Here is a 22402-nt window from a genome sequence, read left to right as displayed (position 1 = left end):
GCAGGGTTCCGCGCAGGTGAGGGAGGACACGATGGACCAACACGTGGCGTATACGGAAGAACCGACCGCCGAGGACACGCGGCGCAGCGCGCAGGGCGACGACGCGTTCGCCGGGCAGGCCGTCGTCAGCGTCGCGCACGATGCGGACGAGCAGGCGCGCAACCTGATCGGCTGGCGGCAAACCTACGACCAGCTCGCGGCCGGCCGCTTCGTCGGCACGCTGACCGAGCTGCCGCTCGACACGATGAAGCTGTTTCGCGAATCGACCAGCCACCTGCTGCGCCAGGCGTGCGAAGTGCGCGGCGACGCGTACTGGTTCGGCATCCCGCTCGTGTGCGACGGCTCGGCGCGCGTCGATGCATGCCGCATCGGCCCCGGCGCGCTCGCGTTCCGGCCCGGCAACGTCGAATTCGAACTCGTGACGCCCGCGCAGTTTTCGATCTACGGCGTCGTCGTGCGCGGCGACGTGCTGCGTCGCTACGCGGAGGAAGTCGAGCACCGCGCGCTCGACGAGCGGTTGTTCACGCAGCGCGTGATGCAGGTCGGCGACGCGCGGCTCGCGCGCCTGTGCGCGCTGCTCGGGCGCCGGCTCGACGGCGCGGTGGCGATGGCCGGCCCGCTGCCCGATGCGCAGCGCGACGACCTGCAGGCCGAAGTGCTGGCCGCGCTGTTCGATGCGTGCGCGCAACCGGCCGACGACGGCAGCGGCGCCGCGCCGTCGACGCGCCGCTGGATCGTCGACCAGGCGCGCGACTACGTGCTCGCGCACCGCACGCGTCCGGTCGGCGTGCCCGAGCTGTGCGAGCAGTTGCACGTGAGTCGGCGCACGCTGCAGTACTGCTTCCAGGACGTGCTGGGAATGGCGCCCGCGACCTACCTGCGCACGCTGCGGCTGAACGGCGCGCGGCGCGACCTGTGCGGGCGCGCGGCCGGCTCGGTGCAGGACGTCGCGGAGGCGTGGGGCTTCTGGCATCTGAGCCAGTTCGCGACCGATTACCGACGCCTATTCGGCAAGCGGCCGTCGGAGACGCTGCGCGATCGCGCGTGAACGTGTCGGTATGGTGAGCCGGGCGGCCGGCGGCGCGCTCACGGCGGTGCTGGCGCCGGGCGCGCGCTGCTGTCGATTCGACCCTTCCGCTCGCCGCCGCGCCGGCTTCGTTCAGATGGCCGACGCTGCCCCGTCGCGCGGGGCGGGCCACGCCAGCGCGTCCCAGTCGATCGCGCGGTACGCGGCTTCGACCGACGCCAGATCGTCCGGCCGCTCGCTGCGATGCAGCCCGTGCAATTCGGCCGGTACGTCGAGGATGACCGGTACGCAATACGGATAGTCGCGCACGCGCAGCACCGGCCCGATCGTCGTGAAGCACGCGATCGTCGGCACGTCGAAACCGTCGGCGAGATGCACGGCCGCCGTGTCCGGCGCGAACAGCAGGCTTGCGCCCTTGACCCACGCGATGAAGCGCGCGGTGTCGGTCGCGTCGCGGCTCACATCCACGTAAGCGGGATGCGCGATCGGGCCGAACCCCACCACCGGCAGCCCGTAACGCTGCGCGAGCCGTTCCACGAACGCGACGCGCAGCGCGGGCGGCACGCTGCGCACCGCGGTGCTCGCATTCGGGCAGAACAGCACGTACGGCCGCAGCCATTCGGCCGGCAGCGCGGGCAGCGATAGCCGCGCGAGCCAGCGGTTGCGCTTTGCGGCAGCCGGCACGGCAGCCGGATCGACGCCGAGCGCGTCGAGGAAGAAATCGATCATCGGCAGCCGCGCGAACGCGGGCCAATACAGGTGATTGCCGACATCGATGCAGTGCGCGTCGGCGGGCAGCGCTTCGGCCGGGCACGGCAATGCGCGCGACGGCGCGACGACGTCGGCCGCGAGCGCATACAGCGCATCGACGTAGCGCGGCGCGCGCGCCGGCCGGTACAGCGTGAAGCGCAGGCCTGCATGGGCCGCACGCAGCGCGGCGACGGCCGTCAGCCCGATCACCGAATCGCCGAGCGCGACACCCATCCCGTTGATCACGTGCACGTGCCGCGTAGCGCCGTAATCGAGCCGGAACGGCCGGTGCGCGGCGTGCAGCAGGCCGAGCGCCGGCGCGGCCGCCACGTAGCCTTCGGCGCGCACGTCGCCGTATTCGAGGTCGTACGGCGCGACGAGCGTGCGGTCGGGCGCGAGCAGCGTGCCGGGGCAGGCCAGCGCGTCGTCGTGCGACAGCGCGGCGACGGGCGGCGCGGCGTGCATGTTCACCGTCGTCATGCGCCGCGCGCGCGGCGGCCCTGCTCCCGGATCTGCTCGAGCGTCGCGGCCGGCGTGCTGGCGTCCTGCGGGATGCGGATCTCGATCACCGCGGGCAGCCCGCAGGTCAGCGCGCGTTCGAGCGCGGGCGCGAAATCGGCGGTGCGCTCGACCGTCTCGCCGTGCGCGCCGAACGCACGCGCATAGGCGGCGAAATCCGGATTCGTGAGCCCCGTGCCGTGCACGCGACCCGGGTAGTTGCGCTCCTGATGCATGCGGATCGTGCCGAAATGGCCGTTGTTGACGACGATCGCGACGATGTTCAGCCCGTACTGCATCGCGGTCGCGAGCTCGTTGCCGGCCATCATGAAGCAGCCGTCGCCGGCGAGCGCGACGACGGCGCGCTGCGGATACAGCGACTTCGCGGCGAGCGCGGCCGGCAGCCCGTAGCCCATCGCGCCGCTCGTCGGCGCGAGCTGCGAACGGAAGTGCCGGTACGCGAAGTGGCGATGCAGCCAGATCGCATAGTTGCCTGCGCCGTTGGTCAGGATCGCGTCGTGCGGCAGGCGTTCGCGCAACTGCACCATCACGTCGCCGAGCTGCACGTCGCCGGGCATCGGCAGCGGCGCATGCCATTCGCGGTACGCGCGGTGCGCATCGGCGGCCGCGCCGGCCCAGGCAGGCCGCTCGGGCGGTTCGAGCGCGGCCAGCGGCGCGGCGATCTCGGGCATGCCCGACACGATCGGCAGGTCGGCGGCGTATACGCGGCCGAGCTCGTCCGCGCCCTGATGCACGTGGATCAGCGTCTGGCGCGTTTTCGGGATGTCGAGCAGCGTGTAGCCGCCGGTCGTCGCTTCGCCGAGGCGCGGCCCGATCACGAGCAGCAGGTCGGCGTCGCGGATGCGTTTCGCGAGCGCGGGGTTGATCCCGAGCCCGACGTCGCCCGCGTAGTTCGGGTGCGCGTTGTCGATCGTGTCCTGGAAGCGGAACGCGCACGCGACCGGCAATTGCCAGCGTTCGACGAAGGTGCGCAGGTTCGCGCACGCGTCGGGCGTCCAGCCGCTGCCGCCGACGATCGCGAATGGCCGTTCCGCGCGCGCGAGCCGCTCGCGCAACTCGTCGATCTGCGCGACCGACGGCGCGGCCGCGACGCGTTTCGCGGCCGGCACGACGGGCTGCGGCGCGCACGCGTCGGACAGCACGTCCTCCGGCAGCGCGAGCACGACCGGGCCGGGCCGGCCGGACGTCGCGACGTGGAACGCATGGCTCAGGTATTCGGGGATGCGGCGCGGGTCGTCGATCTGCGCGACCCATTTGGCCATCTGGCCGAACATCCGGCGGTAGTCGATTTCCTGGAACGCTTCGCGGTCGAGGTGTTCGCGTGCGCACTGGCCGACGAACAGGATCATCGGCGTCGAATCCTGGAATGCGGTGTGCACGCCGATCGACGCATGGGTCGCGCCGGGCCCGCGCGTGACGAACGCGATGCCGGGGCGGCCGGTCAGCTTGCCGACCGCTTCGGCCATGTTCGCGGCGGCCGCCTCGTGGCGGCAGACGACCGTCTGGATGCGGGCGGTGTCGTCCGCGAGCGCATCGAGCACGGCGAGGAAGCTCTCGCCCGGCACGCAGAACACGCGTTCGACGTGATTGGCGAGCAACGCATCGACGAGCAGTCGTGCACCGGTGGTGGCGCGCGACTCGAGGTCCTTGGAATGCGACATGGGCTGCCGTCTCCCTGGGTAGCGGGACGTACAGCTTACGCCGGTTGGCTGCGGGCCGGTACGACGGCCGCTGAAAAGTGTCGGAACGCGGGGCTGGTCGGGGGTTGCGTGCGGGCTTCGGTTGGCCATCCGGCCAGCTTGTGCGCGCTCGGGTGACGGCGGAAAGTGAGCGCTATGGATGGCGGGCTGACGCTTGTCTCGATCCGAAAGCGGGCATCCCAAATAACAATAAATTGGGATGCCATTCAATAGTAAAATTTCAACGAATGAGTGGAGAAAGGGGGCGGGAATCGCCATGACGACCGAAACGATCGATCTAAAGACGCTGACGGAGCTGGTCGAAGCCGGCGCGGTGCGCGCGGCCCGCGTGGTCGGTTGCGGCAACGGCTGGGCGCTGTCGGCCCGGTGCGGCGCGCACGAACGTTTCCTGTCGGCCAAGCGTGGCGACGTGCGAGTGTTTCGCCGTTTTGAAACGCTGGTCGGCTTTCTGCGCGACATTGGCATCAGCCGGTTCGATGTGGACGCGTCGGCATTCGATCCGGATGCGGTCGGGCGGGCGACTCGACCCGATCGTGCGGCGGCGTTGAAGGCGGCACACCAGGCGGTGGCTCACGATCGCTGGTTTCGCGAGCAGGTGCAGCAGGCGCTGGATGACCCGCGTGCGTCGATTCCGGACGCCGAAGTCAGCGCCGACTTCGCATCGCGCCGTGCGGCGCTGCGTGAGCGGCTTGCCGGCAAGCGCGGGGATGCTGCTTGACCCTCGCGTTGCAGTGGCATCCGAAGGCGTACGAGGATCGCGCCGCGATCATGGAATACATCGGTGAAGACGATCCGCTGGCCGCGCTCGAACTCGACGAACTGCTGGAAGAAAGGGCGGCGGCGTTACCGGCCCATGCGGAGTTGTATCGGCAAGGGCGGGTGGCCGGCACGCGCGACCTGGTGATCGCGCCGAACTATGTGCTCGTCTATCGCATCCGGCCGGCCGAGGGCATCGTGGAGATTCTTCGCGTGCTGCATGCGCGGCGGCAGTGGTCGTGACGCGATATTTGCACCGGCTGATTCACCGGGTGCGGCGGGCCAAGTCCGGAACGGAAAAGACGGCCGGGGCGGCGGGTGTTTTCGAATCGATGTCGGATGGATGACCATGCGCACGACTGGGCGTACATCAACGCGCAGGCCGTGCAAATTCCTGCCGACCTCGCCTATGAACGCAGCGATATCGCGCTGGAAATCAAGCGCGTCGGCGACGAGATCCGTATTCGGCCGGCGCGACGGCCCTTGACCCACGTGCTCGAGAAGTTCGCGAAATTCGGGCCGAATTTCATGGCCGAAGGGCATGGCAACCAGGAGCAGGCCGAACGCAAGGATGGGTGATTGTGCACCCGACGGTCATGCGAGACGCGGAGCGTCCTCCATGACCGCCGGGTCGGACATCAGCACTCGACGATATTCACCGCCAGCCCGCCGCGCGACGTTTCCTTGTACTTGGTCTTCATGTCGGCGCCCGTCTCGCGCATCGTCTTGATCACGGAGTCGAGCGACACGTAATGCGAGCCGTCGCCGCGCAGCGCCATGCGCGCCGCGTTGACGGCCTTCACCGACGCCATCGCGTTGCGCTCGATGCACGGGATCTGCACCATCCCGCCGACCGGGTCGCAGGTCAGGCCGAGGTTGTGTTCCATCCCGATCTCGGCCGCGTTCTCGACCTGCTGCGGCGTGCCGCCGAGCACGGCCGCGAGCGCGCCGGCCGCCATCGAGCAGGCCACCCCGACTTCACCCTGGCAGCCCACTTCCGCGCCCGAAATCGATGCGTTGAGCTTGTAGAGGATGCCGATCGCGGCGGCCGTCAGCAGGAAGTCGATTACGCCCTGTTCGTTCGCGCCGGGCGTGAAGCGCGTGTAGTAGTGCAGCACGGCGGGGATGATGCCGGCCGCGCCGTTGGTCGGCGCGGTGACGACGCGGCCGCCGGCCGCGTTTTCCTCGTTGACCGCGATCGCGTACAGGTTGATCCAGTCGATCATCGACAGCGGGTCCTGGAGCGCGCGCTCCGGGCTGCCCGTCAGCGTGCGGTACAGCTGCGGCGCGCGGCGCTTGACCTGGAACGGGCCGGGCAGGTTGCCGTCGGCGTCGGGATTGCCGATCCCGCAGCCTCGCGACACGCACGACTGCATCACGGCCCAGATCTTCAGCAGCCCGTCGCGCGTTTCTTCGTCGGTGTGCCACGCGCGCTCGTTTTCCCACATCAGCTGCGCGATCGACTTGCCGGTCGACGCGGTCAGCGCGAGCAGCTCCGCGCCGGTGCGGAACGGGTGCGTCATCTGCTCGGCCGCGCTCAGCACCTTGGTGTTCGGTGCGCCGGCCGTCACGACGAAGCCGCCGCCGACCGACAGATAGGTACGCTCGACCAGCACCGCGCCGTTCGCGTCGCTCGCGCGCAGCTTCATCCCGTTCGGATGTTCGGGCAGCGCCTGGCGGTAGAACGCGATGTTCTCCTTCAGCACGAACGGCACCGGGTGCGTGCCGAGCAGCGCGAGTTGCTTCGTCTTGCGGACGTCTTCGAGCCGCGCGTCGATCGTGTCGGGATCGACGGTGTCGGGCGCGTCGCCGAGCAGGCCGAGCATCACGCCGCGGTCGGTGCCGTGGCCCTTGCCGGTGGCGCCCAGCGAGCCGTACAGCTCGACCTTCACATGGGCCGTCGCGGCGAGCAGCCCGTCACGCTCGAGGCCCTGGACGAACATCAGCGCCGCGCGCATCGGTCCGACCGTGTGCGAACTGGACGGGCCGATGCCGATCTTGAAGAGGTCAAACACGCTGACTGCCATTTCGATACCTGCCTTGCTGTAAGAATGGTGCTAGCGCGCCTGCAATGGCAGGCACGCGGCGAGCCATGCGGGCGGCGTTGGGGAAAGCTGCTGCGCGACGCGGGCATAGCGCCCGTCGAGCCGCGCGGCCAGATGAAAGAGTTCGGTGGCGTTTTTCGGGTCCCACTGCCCCGTGTAACCCGGCAAGCCGGCCTCGCGGCGCTTCGCGTCGAACGGCACCGGCGAATTCACGAATTCCTCGTGGGTTTTCTCGCCGAGCGCGTACGGCACGAGCCAGTCGAGCGCGGCCGCGAGCGTCGCGCCGTTCGCGCCGCGCTCGCGCAGCCAGTTGCGGTTGAAGCGGCGCGCGGCGAGCGCGGCCGTCACCAGCGGCTGTAGATCGTAGACCGCGTAATGCAGCGCATCGCGTTCCTCGAAATCCCAGGTCTTGCCGTCCGGGCCGATGTTGTCGGCGAGATGCTCGACGAACAGCCGCTGCGCGGCGGTCATCATCTTGCGGTCGCCGAGCGTGAACGCGGACAGCGCGATCAGCTTGATCCGGTGGCTCTGCCAGTTGTTGCGCCAGGTGCCGGTGAGCGGGCGCTTCTGTGCGTCGACCTGCGCGACGTAGCCGGCGCCGAGCTTCGCGATGAACGCGGCGGTCGCGTTGCGCGTCTTCACCGGCAGCGCGCTCGCGGTCATGTCGTACGCGACGATCAGGCTGTCGAAGCGCGTCTCGTCGATCGGGTTGAAGCTCGGCTGGTAAGTCGACACCCACGCGGACAGGAAGCGGTCGACGAGTTGCAGGTAGCGCGGCGCGTTCGTCACGCGCCACGCGAGCGCCGCATCGCGCATCAGGTCCATGTCCTTGAGCGCGGCTTCGCTCTGGTCGTAGATGCCTTCATGCGGCAGCGTGCCCTCGGTGTGCACGCGCGCCATGGCCTTCGGCTGCTCGCCGATGCGCGCGTCGACGCTGCGAATCAGCGCCTGCACGCCCGGCTCGGCGTGCGTCGTCTCGCTCGACTGCAGCGCCGGCGCCGCGCAGAAATTCATCGCGGCGAGCGCATTGCCGGACACGCCGAGGCCGGCGGCGGCCAGCGACAGCGATGCGACGAGCATCGGCACGTTGCGGTCTGCGCGCGGCCGCGGCCGCCGCGCCGTTGCACCCTGGCCCGGAAACATCGGACGCACCATGCGGAACTCCTTCATTGGCTGGATCGCGTGTGATGTTAGCCGGATTGGCGGGTAAGCGTGAAACGGTTGGTCGGGCGGCGAACGTAAAACCGCACGCAACCGGTGGCTGCGTGCGGTGGGGTCACGGTCGGACGCTCCGGCGCGAGGCGGGCGTTATGCGTAATCCGACATCGGCACGCACGAGCAGAACAGGTTGCGGTCGCCGTACGCGTTGTCCGCGCGGCCGACCGGCGGCCAGTACTTGTTCGTGCCGAGCGACGCGACCGGGTACGCGGCCTGCTCGCGCGAGTACGCGTGCGGCCATTCGTTCGCGGTGACGACGGCCGCCGTGTGCGGCGCGTGGCGCAGCGGGTTGTCCTCGCGATCGGCGCGGCCTTCCTCGACCGCGCGGATTTCTTCGCGGATCGCGATCATCGCGGCGATGAAGCGGTCGAGTTCTTCCTGCGATTCCGATTCGGTCGGCTCGACCATCAGCGTGCCCGGCACCGGGAAGCTCATCGTCGGCGCGTGGAAGCCGTAGTCCATCAGGCGCTTCGCGACGTCGTCGACGCTGATGCCGCTCGTTTCCTTGATCGGACGCAGGTCGAGAATGCACTCGTGCGCGACCAGCCCGCCCGGGCCCGAATACAGCACCGGATAGTGCGGCGCGAGGCGCTTCGCGATGTAGTTCGCGTTGAGGATCGCGGTTTCCGTCGCGGCGGTCAGGTTCTTCGCGCCCATCATCGCGATGTACATCCACGAGATCGGCAGGATCGACGCCGAGCCGTACGGCGCGGCCGACACCGCGCCGATGCCGTCTTCCTCGCGCGCATAGCCGGTCGAACGCTGGTTCGGCAGGAATTTCGCGAGGTGCGCGCCGACCGCGACCGGGCCGACGCCCGGGCCGCCGCCGCCGTGCGGGATGCAGAAGGTCTTGTGCAGGTTCAGGTGCGACACGTCGCCGCCGAACTGGCCGGGCGCGGTCAGGCCGACCATCGCGTTCATGTTCGCGCCGTCGACGTACACCTGGCCGCCGTGCGCGTGGACGATCTCGCAGATCTCGCGGACGTTCTGCTCGAACACGCCGTGCGTCGACGGATACGTGATCATGATCGCCGCGAGGTTCGCCGAATGCTGCTCGGCCTTCGCCTTCAGGTCGGCGATGTCGACGTTGCCCTGCGCGTCGCACGCGACGACCACGACCTTCATGCCGGCCATGTGCGCGGACGCCGGGTTCGTGCCGTGCGCGGATGCCGGGATCAGGCACACGTCGCGATGGCCTTCGCCGCGCGATGCGTGGTACGCGTGGATGATCAACAGGCCCGCGTACTCGCCCTGCGAGCCCGCGTTCGGTTGCAGCGACACGGCCGCGTAGCCGGTGGCCGCGACGAGCATCTGTTCGAGCTGGTCGATCATCTCGCGGTAGCCGACGGTCTGCTCGGCCGGCGCGAACGGATGGATGCCGCCGAACTCGGGCCACGTGACGGGCAGCATTTCCGACGTCGCGTTCAGCTTCATCGTGCACGAGCCGAGCGGGATCATCGAGCGGTCGAGCGCGAGATCCTTGTCCGACAGGCTGCGCAGGTAGCGCAGCATTTCGGTTTCGGAATGGTGGCGGTTGAACACGGGGTGCGTCAGGTACGCGCTCGTGCGCTCGAGGCCGGCCGGCAGCGCGGCGACGCCGCCGAGGCCCGCGTCCAGCGCATCGACGGCCGGCGCGGTGCCGCCCGCGGCCTGCGCGAACACGTCGAGGAGATCGGCGAGGTCGTCGCGCGTCGTCGTTTCGTCGACCGATACGCCGACTTGCGTGTCGCTCACGCGGCGCAGGTTGATGCGCTTCGCGTTCGCGAATGCGTGAATCTGCGCGGTGCGCGCGCCGGTGTCGATCGTCACCGTGTCGAAGAACGTGTCGTTGACGGTCGCGAAGCCGAGCTGCTTCACGCCGGCGGCGAACAGCGCCGCGATGCGGTTCACGCGCAGCGCGATCGTCTTCAGGCCGTGCGGGCCGTGGTAGACTGCGTACATGCTGGCCATGATCGCGAGCAGCGCCTGCGCGGTACACACGTTCGACGTCGCCTTCTCGCGGCGGATGTGCTGTTCGCGCGTCTGCAGCGCGAGGCGCAGCGCGGGCTTGCCCTGCGCGTCGACCGTCACGCCGACGAGGCGGCCCGGCATCTGGCGCTTGAATTCGTCGCGCACGGCCATGTAGGCGGCGTGCGGACCGCCGAAGCCCATCGGCACGCCGAAGCGCTGCGTGTTGCCGATCGCGACGTCCGCGCCCCATTCGCCGGGCGGCGTCAGCACGGTCAGCGCGAGCAGGTCGGCCGCGACGACCACGTGGCCGCCGGCCGCGTGGATCGCTTCGGTGAGCGCGCGGTAGTCGCGCACGTCGCCGTTCACGCCCGGGTACTGCAGCAGCACGCCGAATGCGTTCGCTTGAGCTGCTTCGGCGGCCGGGCCCGTCTTCACGTCGATGCCGATCGGCAGCGCGCGCGTGCGGATCACTTCGACGGTTTGCGGCAGCACGTCGTCGGCGACGTAGAACACGTTCGACTTCGGCTTGCCGGTGCGCTGCAGCAGCGTCATCGCTTCGGCCGCGGCGGTGGCTTCGTCGAGCAGCGATGCGTTCGAGATCGCGAGACCCGTCAGGTCGGCGACCATCTGCTGGAAGTTCAGGAGCGCCTCGAGGCGGCCCTGGGAAATTTCGGGCTGGTACGGCGTGTAGGCCGTGTACCACGCCGGGTTTTCGAGCACGTTGCGCAGGATCACGGCCGGCGTGTGCGTGTCGTGGTAGCCCTGGCCGATATACGAGCGGAACACCTGGTTCTTGTCCGCGAGCGCACGCAGCGCGGCGAGCGCTTCGGCCTCGCTCTTCGGCTGCGCGAACGGGCCGAGCGGCAGCGTTTCGGCGCGGCGGATCGAGGCCGGGATCACGGCGTCGATCAGCGCGGCGCGCGACGCGAAGCCGAGCGTGTCGAGCATGGCCTGCTGGCTGGCGGCGTCGGGGCCGATGTGGCGTTCGGCGAACGCGTCGTGCGTTTCGAGCGCGGCGAGCGAGAGGGGCGTGCGGTTCATCAGGCGGTCCGGGTGTTCGAGCTTCATGGCGTGACTCTGGTCCCGCGCGGGCCGGCTGCCCGGCCGCACGCGGTTCGGGTAAGGAAAATTAGTCGATCAGCTTGCTGTACGCGTCGGCGTCGATCAGCTTGTCGGTCGATGCGCCGTCCGCGAGCTTGATCTTGAACAGCCACACGCCGTATGCGTCGCCGTTCACTTCTTCCGGCGCATCGGTGGCGGCTTCGTTGATGGCGACGACCTCGCCGGACACCGGCGAGTAGATGTCGGATGCCGCCTTCACCGATTCGACGACGCCGACGGCGTCGCCCGCGCTCACCGACTTGCCGACTTCGGGCAGCTCGAGGAAGACGATGTCGCCGAGCGTGCTCTGCGCGTGATCGGTGATGCCGACCGTCAGCGTGCCGTCCGCCTCGGTGCGGATCCACTCGTGTTCGTCGGTGTACTTCAGATCGGCCGGGACGTTGCTCATCGGATGCTCCTGGATAAAAGGGTGTGTTCGTTTTGCTGGCGCGCCGCCATGGTGCGCCGGATGGGGTTGCGCCGGGCGCCATCTCCCGGCTGGCCGGGAGGCGGCCCGGCCGCCTCCCGGTCGTTACGCAGCGAGGACCTTGCCGTTGCGCACGAACGGCAGTTTTACCACGCGCGCGGGAAGATTCTTGTCTCGAATTTGCACCTGGACGATGTCGCCGATCTGGACGGCCGTCGGCACGCGCGCGAACGCGATCGATTCCTGCATCGACGGCGAGAACGTGCCGCTCGTGATCTCGCCTTCGCCGTGCGGCGTGACGACCTTCTGGTGCGCGCGCAGCACGCCGCCCGCCTTGCCGTTTTCCTTTTGCAGGATCAGGCCGACGAACGCGGCGCGCGTGCCGTTGGCTTCCAGGGCGGCGCGGCCGACGAAGTCGCGCGGCGCGGTGAGGTCGACCGTCCACGCGAGGCCCGCGTCGAGCGGGGAGACGGTGTCGTCCATGTCCTGGCCGTACAGGTTCATGCCGGCCTCGAGGCGCAGCGTGTCGCGCGCGCCGAGCCCGCACGGCCGCACGCCGTTTTGCTGCAGCGCATCCCACAGCGCGACGACGTGCACGGCCGGGACGATCACTTCGAAGCCGTCTTCGCCGGTGTAGCCGGTGCGCGCGACGGTGAGATCGCCGAACGGCGTGCCGGCGACCTGCGCGGCGTTGAACGGCTTGAGCTCGCTGGTGGCGGCGCGCGCGGCGGGCACTGTCGCCCAGACCTTTTCGCGGGCGTTCGGACCCTGCACGGCGACGATCGCGAAATCGCGGCGCGGCGCGATCGTCAGGCCGTAGCCGCCTTGCTCGTTCAGCTGGTTGAACCACGCGATGTCTTTCTCGGCGGTGCCGGCGTTGACGACCACGCGGAAGAATTCTTCGGTGAAGTAGTAGACGATCAGGTCGTCGATGACGCCGCCCTGCGGGTTGAGCAGGCACGAGTAGAGCGCCTTGCCGGGCGTCTTGAGCTTGCCGACGTGGTTCGCGATCGCGTGCTCGAAGAATGCGCGCACGCGGCTGCCGGTGAAATCGACGACGCACATGTGCGACACGTCGAACATGCCGGCGTCGGTGCGCACGGCCGCGTGTTCTTCGATCTGCGAGCCGTAGTTGACGGGCATGTCCCAGCCGCCGAAGTCGACCATGCGGGCATTGAGCGCGCGGTGCGCGGCGTTGAGCGGGGTGTGATTCAGTGCAGTCATCGAGGCCTCAGGCAAGGCGCTTGCGCGCGGATCAGAACGGCCATGTGCCGATCGCCGCGGCCGATGGCCTCGAGCGATCCGGTACATGCCCCTCTGTCCTCGATACCTGAGAGATTGCGCTGCGGGCCAAGCCCGGCGAACGCGCGCCCCTTCGGTGGGCAGCTTGCCCGCGCAGCCAATGCGCTGCGGGCTACTGCCGCTCTCCAGAGTGCGGGGAGTGTCGTGCGCGCAGTGCGCGGACGCGGTTCCCCGACGCGGTCGGTCCTTTTGCCTGAGAGTTTGCGGGTGTGCCCCTTCGGCGGCGCAACCGGTGTCGGAACGACCCGGTCACACGCTCTCCCGACGCGTGCGGGCGACTGTACGCGAGCGGGTCGGCATTGTCAATTTGAGCAAAAGAATGTCGCTTCGCGACAAGCGGCGGCGGCCGGCGCCGCCGCTTTTCTCCGCTCCGGCGGGCGCCGGCGCGTCACTCGCCGATCGCGCGTGCGGCCGTGTCGAGTTCCTGGTTCAGCACCCGCTGCTCGTCGCCGGACAGGCCGCCGTTGTGCTGGGCCGACATGTCGTTCGCTTCCTGGCGGATCACGTCGAGGCGGTGGTGCAACTGCGCGCCGTACGGCGGCGGGTAGTAGCCGCCGTTCACGCGCGCGTCGATCCGGCGATGCAGATTGTCGATCCGGCCCTGGACCTCCTGCATGCGGTCGTTCGCGACGACCTGCGGATTCGGTCGCGGCGGCGGAGGCGCCTGCCGGACCGGCCGCTGCGGTTGCACGACACACGCCGCGAGCGAGGAAACCAGGACGCAGCATGCCGCTGCGCGAATCAACCGTTGCATCACATTCTCCTGACGGATAAGTGTCGAATCGACATTTTGAGAAACGCGTCAGACCGGACGACCGCTGACTTTCGTTCCCGCACCATTTGTAACGGAATGTTGGGGGCCGGGCCGACGGGGCGGTGTGGCGGCAGACGCAGCGCCGACGCCGACGCGTGGCGGCGTGGCGCGGTGGGCGGCCGGGCCGGCACCGACCCGGCCGGCGGCCATCAGACGGTACGGCGCACGAACGGCACCCGGCGGCCGTCGTGTTCGCTCTGCGCGGCGAGCTCGATGATCGTCATCACGTCGACCGCGTCCTGCGCTGTGACCGGGAACGGCGCGCCGTCGCGGATCGACGCGGCGAGCGCGCGGTAGAACTCCGCGTACTGGCCGTCGAGCGTCGGCACCGGACGTTCGACTTCGAGGTCGCCGTCGAGCACGCGCAGCAGGCCGGGCGGGTTGCCGCCGCCGAATTCGACGTCGTCGGCGGTGAGGCCGGCCTTGAGCTGGTCTTCCTGCGTGTCGAGCCCGAATTTCTGATAGCTGCCGCGCGTGCCGTGCAGCGTGAAGCGCGCGGGTTCGATCGCCGACAGCGCGCTTGCATGCAGCGCGACGTCCTTGTCCGGATAGCCGAGCAGCAGGTGCACGAAATCGGGCGCCGTGCCGTTGTCGCGGCGCGTCTTGACGGTGGCGCTCACCGTTTCCGGCGTGCCGAACAGCGCGAGCGCCTGATCGATCAGGTGCGGGCCGAGGTCGAGCAGCAGGCCGCCGCCGCGGGTCGGCTCCTCGCGCCAGCGCGGGCGCGGCGTCGGCCGGAAGCGGTCGAAGTGCGACGCGAAGTAGGTGAGGCGGCCCAACTCGCCCGATTCGACGATGCGACGCACGGTGAGGAAATCGCCGTCCCAGCGGCGGTTGTGGAACGGCGCGAACAGCCGGCTGCGCGCGTTCGCGAGCCGTGCGAGCGCGAGCGCCTCGTCGGCGGTGAGCGTGACCGGCTTGTCGACGACCACGTGGCGGCCCGCTTCGAGCACCTGGCGTGCGAGCGTGAAGTGCGTGTCGTTCGGCGTGGCGATCACCACGCATTCGATATCGTCGAGGCCGAGCAGCGTGTCGAGGTCGGGGACAATGCGCGCGCCCGGATACGCGGCGTGCGCGCGATCGGACTGACCCGTCGCGATCGCGGCGACTTCAGTGCGGCCGCTCGTGGCGATCACGGGCGCGTGGAACGTCGCGCCGGCGAAACCGAAACCCATCAAACCAATCCTGAGCAATGACGACATGGCAATTCCTGGCTGCGAAGGAAACTAAAGGATGGCGCGCCGGAGCGGTGGCGCGGAGACGACCGGCTATTTTGGCATGGCGCCGCCGCCTGCATAGGCGCGTCGGGCGAAACGCGCGATGTGATGCGGCAACTGCGCAAGGAATGCCGGCATTTTGCGCGAGATCGGGTGCCGGGCAGCGCGACTGCCCGGCTTTCGGCTCGGCTCTGCTCGGTTCGCGGCTCTCGGCGTGGCGTGACATGGCGCGCGCCGCGCGGCGAGCCGTGGCGGCCAACCTGCCCGTAGCGTGCCGCGTCATGCGCCCACCCGCTGCCGCACGGCGGCCGCGACCTGCGCGGCCCATACCGCGCACGCCGATGCGCCGGGATGGAAGCCGTCGGCGGCCATCAGGTGACGTTCGAGCGGCAAATCGACCCGGAGGAACGTGCAGTCCGGCTGCGTGCCGGCCCAGCCTGCGAGCACCGCGTTGAGCCGCCTCGCGCGCAGGCCGAGATACCACGCGAGCGGTTGCGGCAGCGCCGGGAAGCGCTCCATCGGCGGCACCGCCGACAGGATCGCGTGCCCGACCTGGAAGCGCGTGGCGAGCAGCCGGACCAGCTCGGCCTGCTGCGCGAGCCAGCGTGCGGGCGGCACGCCGCCCGTCACGTCGTTGACGCCCAGCGACGTGACGGCCACGTCGAACGGCTCGGCCGGCTCGGCGGCGAGCCAGTCGACCAGCTCCCGCGTGGTCAGGCCGGTGCGCGCGAGCAGTTTCCAGCGCACGCGGTGCGTGGCCGCCAGCGCGTTCGCCAGTTGCCCTGCGAGCGCATCGTGCTGCGTCGCGACGCCGACGCCCGCGGCTGCCGAATCGCCGACCACCAGCACGCGCAGCGGCGGGCCGTCGCCGGCCACGCCGTCGCGCGGGCCGGCCGCCTCGGGCAGCCGCGGCGTGACGCGGCGCACGTAGCGCCCCTGCACGAACAGCAGCGGGCCGAGGGCGGCGGTGGCGAACGGGTATCCCATGAGTCGATCCGGTGACGGTTCAGGCAAATTGAAGCGGGCCGGCGCGGACGGCGCCGGGGAGTACATATTGTGTCCGATCCCGGCGCGGACGGGGCCAGATTGGCCGAGCGGACAGGCACGACCCCGCCGGACGGACAGGGGGCGCCCGCCCGGCAAGCCTGCCCGCGCCCGTCCGGCCGCGCGCCCGAAATACGTGCCGCCGACGTGTTAACATGCGCGTCCTGCCTGCGTGTCCGCCTGCTTCCCCAGCCTGTCGCGCACGGCATCCTCCCGGCCCTCCGCCGTCAACCAGCAACACCATCCGCCATCATGTCCGCAGGCCTGAATCCCGCTCAGAATGAAGCGGTGCGCTATCTCGACGGTCCCTGTCTCGTGCTCGCCGGCGCGGGCAGCGGCAAGACTCGCGTGATCACGCAGAAGATCGCGCACCTGATCGAAGCGAAAGGCTTCGAGCCGCGCCATATCGCCGCCGTCACGTTCACGAACAAGGCGGCCGCCGAAATGCGCGAGCGCGTGTCGAAGCTGCTGGAAGGCAAGACGCTCACCACGCCCGGCAAGGAAGGCCGCAAGGTGCCCGTCAACCAGCTCACCGTCTGCACGTTCCACTCGCTGGGCGTGCAGATCCTGCGCCAGGAGGCCGAGCACGTCGGGCTGAAGCCGCAGTTCTCGATCATGGATTCGGACGACTGCTTCGGGATGATCCAGGAGCAGCTCGGCACGACCGACAAGGGGCTGATCCGCAAGATCCAGAGCATCATCTCGCTGTGGAAGAACGGCCTGATCATGCCCGACGAGGCGATGGCGATCGCGGCCAACGAGGACGAGCACCAGGCCGCGCTGGTCTACCGCAACTACGTGGCGACGCTGCACGCGTACCAGGCGGTCGACTTCGACGACCTGATCCGCCTGCCGGCCGAGCTGTTCGCGAAGAACGAGCCGGTGCGCGACCGCTGGCAGAACAAGCTGCGCTATCTGCTGATCGACGAGTACCAGGACACCAATGCGTGCCAGTACGAGCTGCTGAAGCAGCTCGCAGGCCCGCGCGCCGCGTTCACGGCGGTCGGCGACGACGACCAGGCGATCTACGGCTGGCGCGGCGCGACGCTCGAGAACCTCGCGCAGCTCGGCAAGGATTTCCCGAAGCTGCACGTGATCAAGCTCGAGCAGAACTACCGGTCGACGGTGCGGATCCTGACCGCCGCGAACAACGTGATCGCGAACAACCCGAAGCTGTTCGAGAAGAAGCTGTGGTCCGAGCACGGGATGGGCGACTCGATCACCGTCACGGCGTGCAACGACGAGGAGCACGAGGCCGAATCGGTCGTGTTCCGGCTGTCCGCGCACAAGTTCGAGCGGCGCGCGCAGTTCCGCGACTACGCGATCCTGTATCGCGGCAACTTCCAGGCACGCATCTTCGAACAGGTGCTGCGGCGCGAGCGGATCCCGTACGTGCTGTCGGGCGGCCAGTCGTTCTTCGACAAGGCCGAGATCAAGGATCTGTGCGCGTACCTGCGGCTGATCGCGAACGCCGACGACGATCCCGCGTTCATCCGCGCCGTCACCACGCCGCGCCGCGGCATCGGCAACACGACGCTCGAGGCGCTCGGCTCGTTCGCGGGGCAGGCGAAGGTGTCGCTGTTCGAGGCCGTGTACATGGGCGGGATCGAGGCGCGGCTGTCGGCGCGCCAGGTCGAGCCGCTGCGGATGTTCTGCGACTTCATCCAGCGCCTGACCGAGCGCGCGGACAAGGAGCCCGCGACCGTCGTGCTCGACGACATGATGGAGGCGATCCACTACGAGGCGTACCTGTACGACGCGTTCGACGAGCGGCAGGCGCAGTCGAAGTGGCAGAACGTGCTCGAATTCCTCGAATGGCTGAAGCGCAAGGGCACCAAGCCCGAGACGGAGGCCGTCGACGGCGAGGCCGAAGGTTTCCACAACGCGGACGGCCTCGCCGATACGGGCAAGAACCTGCTCGGCCTGATCCAGACCGTCGCGCTGATGTCGATGCTCGAAGGCAAGGACGAGGACCCGGACGCCGTGCGGCTGTCGACCGTCCATGCGTCGAAGGGGCTCGAGTATCCGCACGTGTTCCTGGTCGGCGTCGAGGAAGGCATCATGCCGCACCGAGGCGGCAGCGACGACGACGGCCCGATCGACAACGAACGGATCGAGGAGGAGCGCCGGCTGATGTACGTCGCGATCACCCGCGCGCAGCGCAGCCTGCACCTGAACTGGTGCAAGAAGCGCAAGCGGGCGCGCGAGACGGTCGTGTGCGAACCGTCGCGCTTCATCCCGGAGATGGGGCTCGACGAAGCGCCGCCGCCGACGCCGGAAGAAGCGCCGATGTCGCCGAAGGACCGGCTGGCGAGCCTGAAGGCGTTGCTGCAGAAGTGATGGGGCGGCGCTGCCGCAAGCACGATCGCGCGCCGAGCCGGCGACACCAAAACGAAACCCCCGCGATGCGCGTGCGTCGCGGGGGTTTTTACGGATGGCCGTACAGGCGCGTTACTTCGCCGCGTTGACCATGTAGTCGACGGCCGCCTTCACGTCGGCATCCGACGCGTTCGACCCGCCCTTCGGCGGCATCGCGCCCTTGCCGTGCAGCGCGTAGTTGTAGACCGTATCCATCGAGTCCTTCAGGCGCGGCGCCCAGTCTTCCTTGCTGCCGAACTTCGGTGCGCCGAGCACACCGGCCGCGTGGCAGGCCTGGCAGGTCGACGCGTACAGCGCCTTGCCGGCCGTTGCCGCATCGGCGCCGGCCGGGGCGGCCGCGGGCTTTTCGCCGGCCTTCGGGATCGCGGCGATCGCGGCCATGGCCGCAGCGGCCTGCGCGTTCGATGCGTCGGCGCCCGACGCGGGGGCGCCGCTGGCGGGCTGTGCCGCGTTGGCGGCCGGCGCGGCCGGTTCGGGGAAGTTCGCGCCGTCGTTGTTGGTCATGTAGACGATCGCGCGGGCGATTTCATAGTCGCTGACGTCGTCGGGGCTCGTGCCGCCGCGCGCCGGCATCGCGCCCTTGCCCGCGAGGGCCGTCTTCAGCAGCGTGTCGAAGCCTTGCGAGATGCGCGGCGCCCAGTCGTCCTTGTTGCCGAATTTCGGCGCGCCGGCGGCGCCGGTGCCGTGGCAGGTCACGCAGACGGCCTTGTAGACTTCCTCGCCGGTCTTGTACGTGCGGGGCGCGTTGGCGTCCTTCACGTCGACCTTCGCGATCGGCGCGATACGGGCGGCGACCTGCTGGTCGGATAGCGCGTCGGTGCCGGCGCCGGAACGGAATGCATGGTTCGCGTAATTGGCGAACAGGACGATCAGGACGATCGGAATCGCGAACGACGCGATGATGACGGCAATCAGCTGCCCGGGGGTTTTGACGGGAGATTCGTGGGGTGCTTCGCTCATGCTTGCCTCGTCTCCATGAATAGGAATTGTGAGCGCGGTGCAACGGCAAAATGGCAGTCCAATGAAGCACGGACGATTATAGACGGAACGTTTACATCACGGCGAGCGGCGCGATGGCGCGTGTTTACCCGCACGCAGGGCCGTCCGGCGGCGATTCGGCGGGCGAGGTGGACGCGTCTTGGGAAACCGGGTATCCTTGCCGTCTTGCCAATCGTGGGCGGCCTGTATATGGGGTCGCTTCACTGTCTCACGCGCCCGTAGCTCAATGGATAGAGTACTGCCCTCCGAAGGCAGGGGTTGCTGGTTCGATCCCAGCCGGGCGCGCCAAGTCTAGTCAGGCTCTCAGCGGTTTCCTTCCTTCGTCGTGCAGTACCGTTGCAGCTAGTTTGCAGCCGGAATCGGCGCGGGCTCGGCCGTGAGCGGCGCGACGCTGTGCGCCAGATGATCGGCTGACAGGTGAGCGTACCGCTGCACCATTTCCATCGTCTCCCATCCGCCCAGCTCCTTCAGCGGCGTGCCCCGCTCGGTCCTGGAAGAGGCCGGCGCGGACCCGGCGCGCGTCAGTCGGCGGTCGGCGGCCCGATTCTTCTATGCGGTTTTATGCGCCTTGGTTATGCAGTCTCCGCGTGGTCACTGTCGATCCGGTAACTTTGCCGTCTTGTGAAGCTCGACCCAGTAGTCGGGGAGCTCGTCGTCGGGCACGTTGAAGCGCCGCAGCCACGCTTCGCTCGCGATCGTCGTACTGAGAAGGGGAGCGGTGCTGTTGACGGTGCCATCCTGCAGGCTGTCGATCGTATCGGCGACGATGGGGCGTAGAGCCCGATTCAGCACGACATATGCGGCTGGCGGCTCGGGCGGGAGCCCCGCGCCAACCGACACGCCGGTTTGAGGTTCCACCCCTGCCTGAATCAGCAGGGCGCCATCGCCGAACGGAGACTTTCGATACCAGTCCGGGGGGAGCACCATTTCATCGGCACCGCCGGCGCGGCGGACGAGATCGGCATCGATCACGGTCAGCCAGTCGACCGTCTTGAGCTTGTCGGTCAGGTCACGCACGCACGTGCGCCGTGGGCTTCCGACGTCGACGCCGGCCCCGTACTGCCGCGCCCAAAAATACTCGCTCGCTTCGTTTGGCTCGCGCCCCATCGGCGGCAGGTTGACCGCGTAACCGCCATGTCCGTGTACTGGCCGCAACCATTCCGCGAACTCGGCGAACAGCCGCTCGAACGCGCCAGGCGCGAGCTGCAGAAAGCTGCGCGGCACCGTGAACGACATCACGTCGAGGCTGCGCTCAAACTTCGCTTCCCAGTCTTCGAGGCAGAACACGGCGAAATCGTAGAAGCCGGCCGCGAGCTTGTGATCCGCGCTGGTCGTAGTCGACACCAGGGCCTCATTGCTCGGAACGTGCTTTGCCAAGTCGGGAAAGCCAGGGGATTTGTCGAACGCGACGGGCACCGCGCCTTCGGCATAGAACCATCGCATCGGGCCGGCCTTCGGCGGATCGCGGCCTTCAGCCTCGGCCAGTGCCGTCTCGTACCTTGTGATGACGTCGAGATAGCGGTCGTAACATCGCACGAGCGACTTGCGCGTCGCCTCCGTGTAGCCGCTCCGGAAGTACAGGACGCCGCGCACGACAAACGCCGCGCCTACGATGCCTTTCTGATAGGTCGGCTCGAACAGTCCATACGGCAGGGTATCGCGGCGCTTCGGGTCATTGGCCCACGCAGCCAGTTCATCTTTCGTCATGATATTCAGGGGAACGCGAAGCCGGGGACGCCCGGCGGAAGATGCGGAATCGGGGCAGGCATTGCGCGGTTCGGCCCCGCCGGACTGACGCCAAAAATCGACTCGACGTCAGATTGCGTTTGCGTCGATCGTGCCGGTTTTTCGTCCGGCTTGTCGTCGCCACATCCGCAGTCGGCGGGGCGCAGCGTTGCCACCTTTTTGTCGCTACCGGCGATTCGCACGTATGCCTCCCGTTGACGATCGCCGTACGAATCCTCGAACTTCATTTCGACGACGGTCTTGATATTCGACTGCTCGGGCGGCAGAGCAGGATCGCGCACGATCACGACGTCGGGTCGACGCGTTTGATCCAGGCCCGTCTTCTTCCCGTCGCGGTAGCCCTTCATGCCGCCCGGCCAATTATCCCGTATCCAGTCGACGACGGAATCCGGGCGCAGCGGCCGATCCTCTTCGGTCATGATCGGGACCGGAGGCGCTGGCGGTGTCGGGCTCATGTCGTAGCTGACCTCCGGCAGGTACTCGGTCGGTCCCCCGAACGTCGCTCGGGACGATTCGTTCATGGCGTCCAGGCGTTGAGCGACGCATGCTTGTCGGAGCGTCCGCGACCTCCCGCGCTTGTCCACTCTCGTCTGGACGCCGATGCGCGCGCAGGGGCACATCACGCCGCAGAGCACTTCCTTATCCTTGCCCGACAGGCGACCGTCGAGCCCGACGAGGGTCGTGTTGCCGTCGCCCTTGCTCGCGCCGGCGGCCGAGCTGCGCGAATAGTCGGTCATGCCTTCGTGTCCGCGGTGCCGGTCGTGCCCGGCTGGCTGAACGACAGCGACGCGGCCTGTTGTGTGTCCAGCCAATCCGTATGGCCGTTCGCATCCGTCGTGCCGTGAATCGTCTGACCGTCCGTCGACGTCACGGTGTACGGATGGTTTGCGATGGGCCGGCGCGTGTTGTCGTCGACGACCTGGAAGCGGCCGCGATTCGGGCCGTCGTTCTGCGGCACTACGCTCTTGCCGCCACCGACCGGCGCGCCCGCGCCCGATGTCGGGGAGGCTGTTGCGCTGCTCTGCGACGCGATCAGCGTCGCACCACACGCAGTTACGTCGCCCTCGGACACGACCGGCCGACCGTGGAACGTCATGTTCAAACCGGTCTTGATATTGACGATCGGATAGAGGCCGCCGCAGCGGGGACATGAAACCATGTCGCCGAGCAGCGCGAGCGCCTTTCCGTCGACAGTGTTGGTCATGTCGCTGGCGATAACGCGCCCACCGTGCGAGGTCGTGTCGCCATCCCGAATGAATGCGAAGCCCATGCCGAACCCTATGAAGAAACGGAGCCGGCGACTGTAGCACACGACGCGTGAGCCGCTCCCCTGTTGGGATTGACAGGTTTTTGAGATTGTCAAGCAATAGGAGGGGCGGCGGGCGAACGCGTCGGATTATTTCCGATC

Annotated in this window: 19 protein-coding genes, 1 tRNA gene, 1 pseudogene and 2 riboswitches; of the genes and pseudogenes, 6 read left to right on the top strand and 15 right to left on the bottom strand. The window is 68.7% G+C overall.

Going from position 1 to position 22402, the window contains the following annotated elements:
• Positions 1 to 31 precede the first annotated feature (31 nt).
• Positions 32 to 1048, top strand: a complete 1017-nt coding sequence (locus HWX76_RS25350) for a helix-turn-helix domain-containing protein (RefSeq protein WP_089488032.1) — start codon at positions 32 to 34, stop codon at positions 1046 to 1048.
• A gap of 111 nt (positions 1049 to 1159) precedes the next feature.
• On the opposite strand, the gene HWX76_RS25345 is transcribed toward HWX76_RS25350, so the two are convergent.
• Positions 1160 to 2257, bottom strand: a complete 1098-nt coding sequence (locus HWX76_RS25345; RefSeq protein ID WP_124638033.1) for an ADP-heptose--LPS heptosyltransferase — start codon at positions 2255 to 2257, stop codon at positions 1160 to 1162.
• Complete coding sequence (locus tag HWX76_RS25340; RefSeq protein WP_050015891.1) at positions 2254 to 3957, bottom strand: thiamine pyrophosphate-binding protein; 1704 nt, start codon at positions 3955 to 3957, stop codon at positions 2254 to 2256. The genes HWX76_RS25345 and HWX76_RS25340 overlap by 4 nt, the downstream gene beginning before the upstream one ends.
• A 295-nt stretch (positions 3958 to 4252) precedes the next feature.
• On the opposite strand from HWX76_RS25340, the gene HWX76_RS25335 reads away from it, so the two are divergent.
• From HWX76_RS25335 to HWX76_RS25325, 3 genes are all read left to right on the top strand, one after another.
• Positions 4253 to 4714 carry a hypothetical protein gene (locus HWX76_RS25335; protein ID WP_176016527.1) on the top strand — a complete coding sequence of 154 codons (462 nt, stop codon included), beginning with the start codon at positions 4253 to 4255 and terminating at the stop codon, positions 4712 to 4714.
• The gene (locus HWX76_RS25330; protein ID WP_176016526.1) at positions 4711 to 4995 is read left to right on the top strand and encodes a type II toxin-antitoxin system RelE/ParE family toxin; all 285 of its coding nucleotides are present in this window, start codon (positions 4711 to 4713) and stop codon (positions 4993 to 4995) included. Before HWX76_RS25335 ends, HWX76_RS25330 begins: the two co-directional genes overlap by 4 nt.
• Positions 4996 to 5091: 96 nt before the next feature.
• Positions 5092 to 5331: an AbrB family transcriptional regulator gene (locus tag HWX76_RS25325; RefSeq protein WP_050015894.1), complete on the top strand. Its 240-nt coding sequence runs from the start codon at positions 5092 to 5094 to the stop codon at positions 5329 to 5331.
• Positions 5332 to 5390: 59 nt separating this feature from the next.
• On the opposite strand, the gene HWX76_RS25320 is transcribed toward HWX76_RS25325, so the two are convergent.
• The 8 genes from HWX76_RS25320 to HWX76_RS25285 form a co-directional block, all read right to left on the bottom strand.
• On the bottom strand, positions 5391 to 6779 hold the full coding sequence (locus HWX76_RS25320; RefSeq protein ID WP_050015896.1) for an L-serine ammonia-lyase: 1389 nt from the start codon (positions 6777 to 6779) through the stop codon (positions 5391 to 5393).
• A 30-nt stretch (positions 6780 to 6809) separates the two neighbouring features.
• Positions 6810 to 7952 carry an alginate lyase family protein gene (locus tag HWX76_RS25315; RefSeq protein WP_176016525.1) on the bottom strand — a complete coding sequence of 381 codons (1143 nt, stop codon included), beginning with the start codon at positions 7950 to 7952 and terminating at the stop codon, positions 6810 to 6812.
• A gap of 153 nt (positions 7953 to 8105) precedes the next feature.
• Positions 8106 to 11033 carry an aminomethyl-transferring glycine dehydrogenase gene (gene gcvP, locus HWX76_RS25310; RefSeq protein WP_176016524.1) on the bottom strand — a complete coding sequence of 976 codons (2928 nt, stop codon included), beginning with the start codon at positions 11031 to 11033 and terminating at the stop codon, positions 8106 to 8108.
• Between the two features lie 61 nt (positions 11034 to 11094).
• Entirely contained in the window at positions 11095 to 11475 is a 381-nt protein-coding gene (gene gcvH / locus HWX76_RS25305) for a glycine cleavage system protein GcvH (protein ID WP_089488033.1), read from the bottom strand.
• Positions 11476 to 11598: 123 nt separating this feature from the next.
• Entirely contained in the window at positions 11599 to 12717 is a 1119-nt protein-coding gene (gene gcvT, locus HWX76_RS25300) for a glycine cleavage system aminomethyltransferase GcvT (RefSeq protein ID WP_050015904.1), read from the bottom strand.
• A gap of 83 nt (positions 12718 to 12800) precedes the next feature.
• Positions 12801 to 12934, bottom strand: a riboswitch (glycine riboswitch).
• Positions 12935 to 12965: 31 nt separating this feature from the next.
• Positions 12966 to 13069, bottom strand: a riboswitch (glycine riboswitch).
• A gap of 114 nt (positions 13070 to 13183) precedes the next feature.
• On the bottom strand, positions 13184 to 13549 hold the full coding sequence (locus HWX76_RS25295; RefSeq protein ID WP_050015906.1) for a hypothetical protein: 366 nt from the start codon (positions 13547 to 13549) through the stop codon (positions 13184 to 13186).
• 209 nt (positions 13550 to 13758) lie between these two features.
• Entirely contained in the window at positions 13759 to 14811 is a 1053-nt protein-coding gene (locus tag HWX76_RS25290; RefSeq protein ID WP_176016523.1) for an oxidoreductase, read from the bottom strand.
• Positions 14812 to 15105: 294 nt separating this feature from the next.
• Entirely contained in the window at positions 15106 to 15813 is a 708-nt protein-coding gene (locus tag HWX76_RS25285; RefSeq protein WP_050015910.1) for an SGNH/GDSL hydrolase family protein, read from the bottom strand.
• 309 nt (positions 15814 to 16122) lie between these two features.
• Between HWX76_RS25285 and HWX76_RS25280 the strand changes: the two genes are divergently transcribed.
• Entirely contained in the window at positions 16123 to 18210 is a 2088-nt protein-coding gene (locus HWX76_RS25280) for a UvrD-helicase domain-containing protein (RefSeq protein ID WP_050015912.1), read from the top strand.
• A gap of 111 nt (positions 18211 to 18321) precedes the next feature.
• Here HWX76_RS25280 and HWX76_RS25275 read toward each other — a convergent pair whose 3' ends face one another.
• On the bottom strand, positions 18322 to 19209 hold the full coding sequence (locus HWX76_RS25275) for a c-type cytochrome (RefSeq protein WP_176016522.1): 888 nt from the start codon (positions 19207 to 19209) through the stop codon (positions 18322 to 18324).
• Between the two features lie 251 nt (positions 19210 to 19460).
• On the opposite strand from HWX76_RS25275, the gene HWX76_RS25270 reads away from it, so the two are divergent.
• Positions 19461 to 19536, top strand: a tRNA-Arg gene (locus tag HWX76_RS25270).
• A gap of 54 nt (positions 19537 to 19590) precedes the next feature.
• Here the strand turns inward: HWX76_RS25270 and HWX76_RS25265 are convergent.
• From HWX76_RS25265 to HWX76_RS25250, 4 genes and pseudogenes are all read right to left on the bottom strand, one after another.
• Positions 19591 to 19734, bottom strand: a pseudogene (locus HWX76_RS25265) (site-specific integrase); the annotation flags it as partial.
• 105 nt (positions 19735 to 19839) lie between these two features.
• Positions 19840 to 20955, bottom strand: coding sequence for a type VI immunity family protein (locus HWX76_RS25260; RefSeq protein WP_176016521.1), 1116 nt, complete (start codon positions 20953 to 20955; stop codon positions 19840 to 19842).
• 5 nt (positions 20956 to 20960) lie between these two features.
• Positions 20961 to 21731, bottom strand: coding sequence for a VRR-NUC domain-containing protein (locus HWX76_RS25255; protein WP_059454838.1), 771 nt, complete (start codon positions 21729 to 21731; stop codon positions 20961 to 20963).
• Positions 21728 to 22264 (bottom strand): PAAR domain-containing protein, encoded by a 537-nt coding sequence (locus HWX76_RS25250; RefSeq protein ID WP_176016520.1) that lies wholly within the window; start codon positions 22262 to 22264, stop codon positions 21728 to 21730. The genes HWX76_RS25255 and HWX76_RS25250 overlap by 4 nt, the downstream gene beginning before the upstream one ends.
• Positions 22265 to 22402: the final 138 nt, after the last annotated feature.

Origin of the sequence: Burkholderia sp. BCC0398 (assembly GCF_902833245.1) — a bacterium.
GTDB classification, from domain to species: Bacteria; Pseudomonadota; Gammaproteobacteria; order Burkholderiales; family Burkholderiaceae; genus Burkholderia; species Burkholderia sola.
This window is presented reverse-complemented; position numbering and strand designations above follow the sequence as displayed.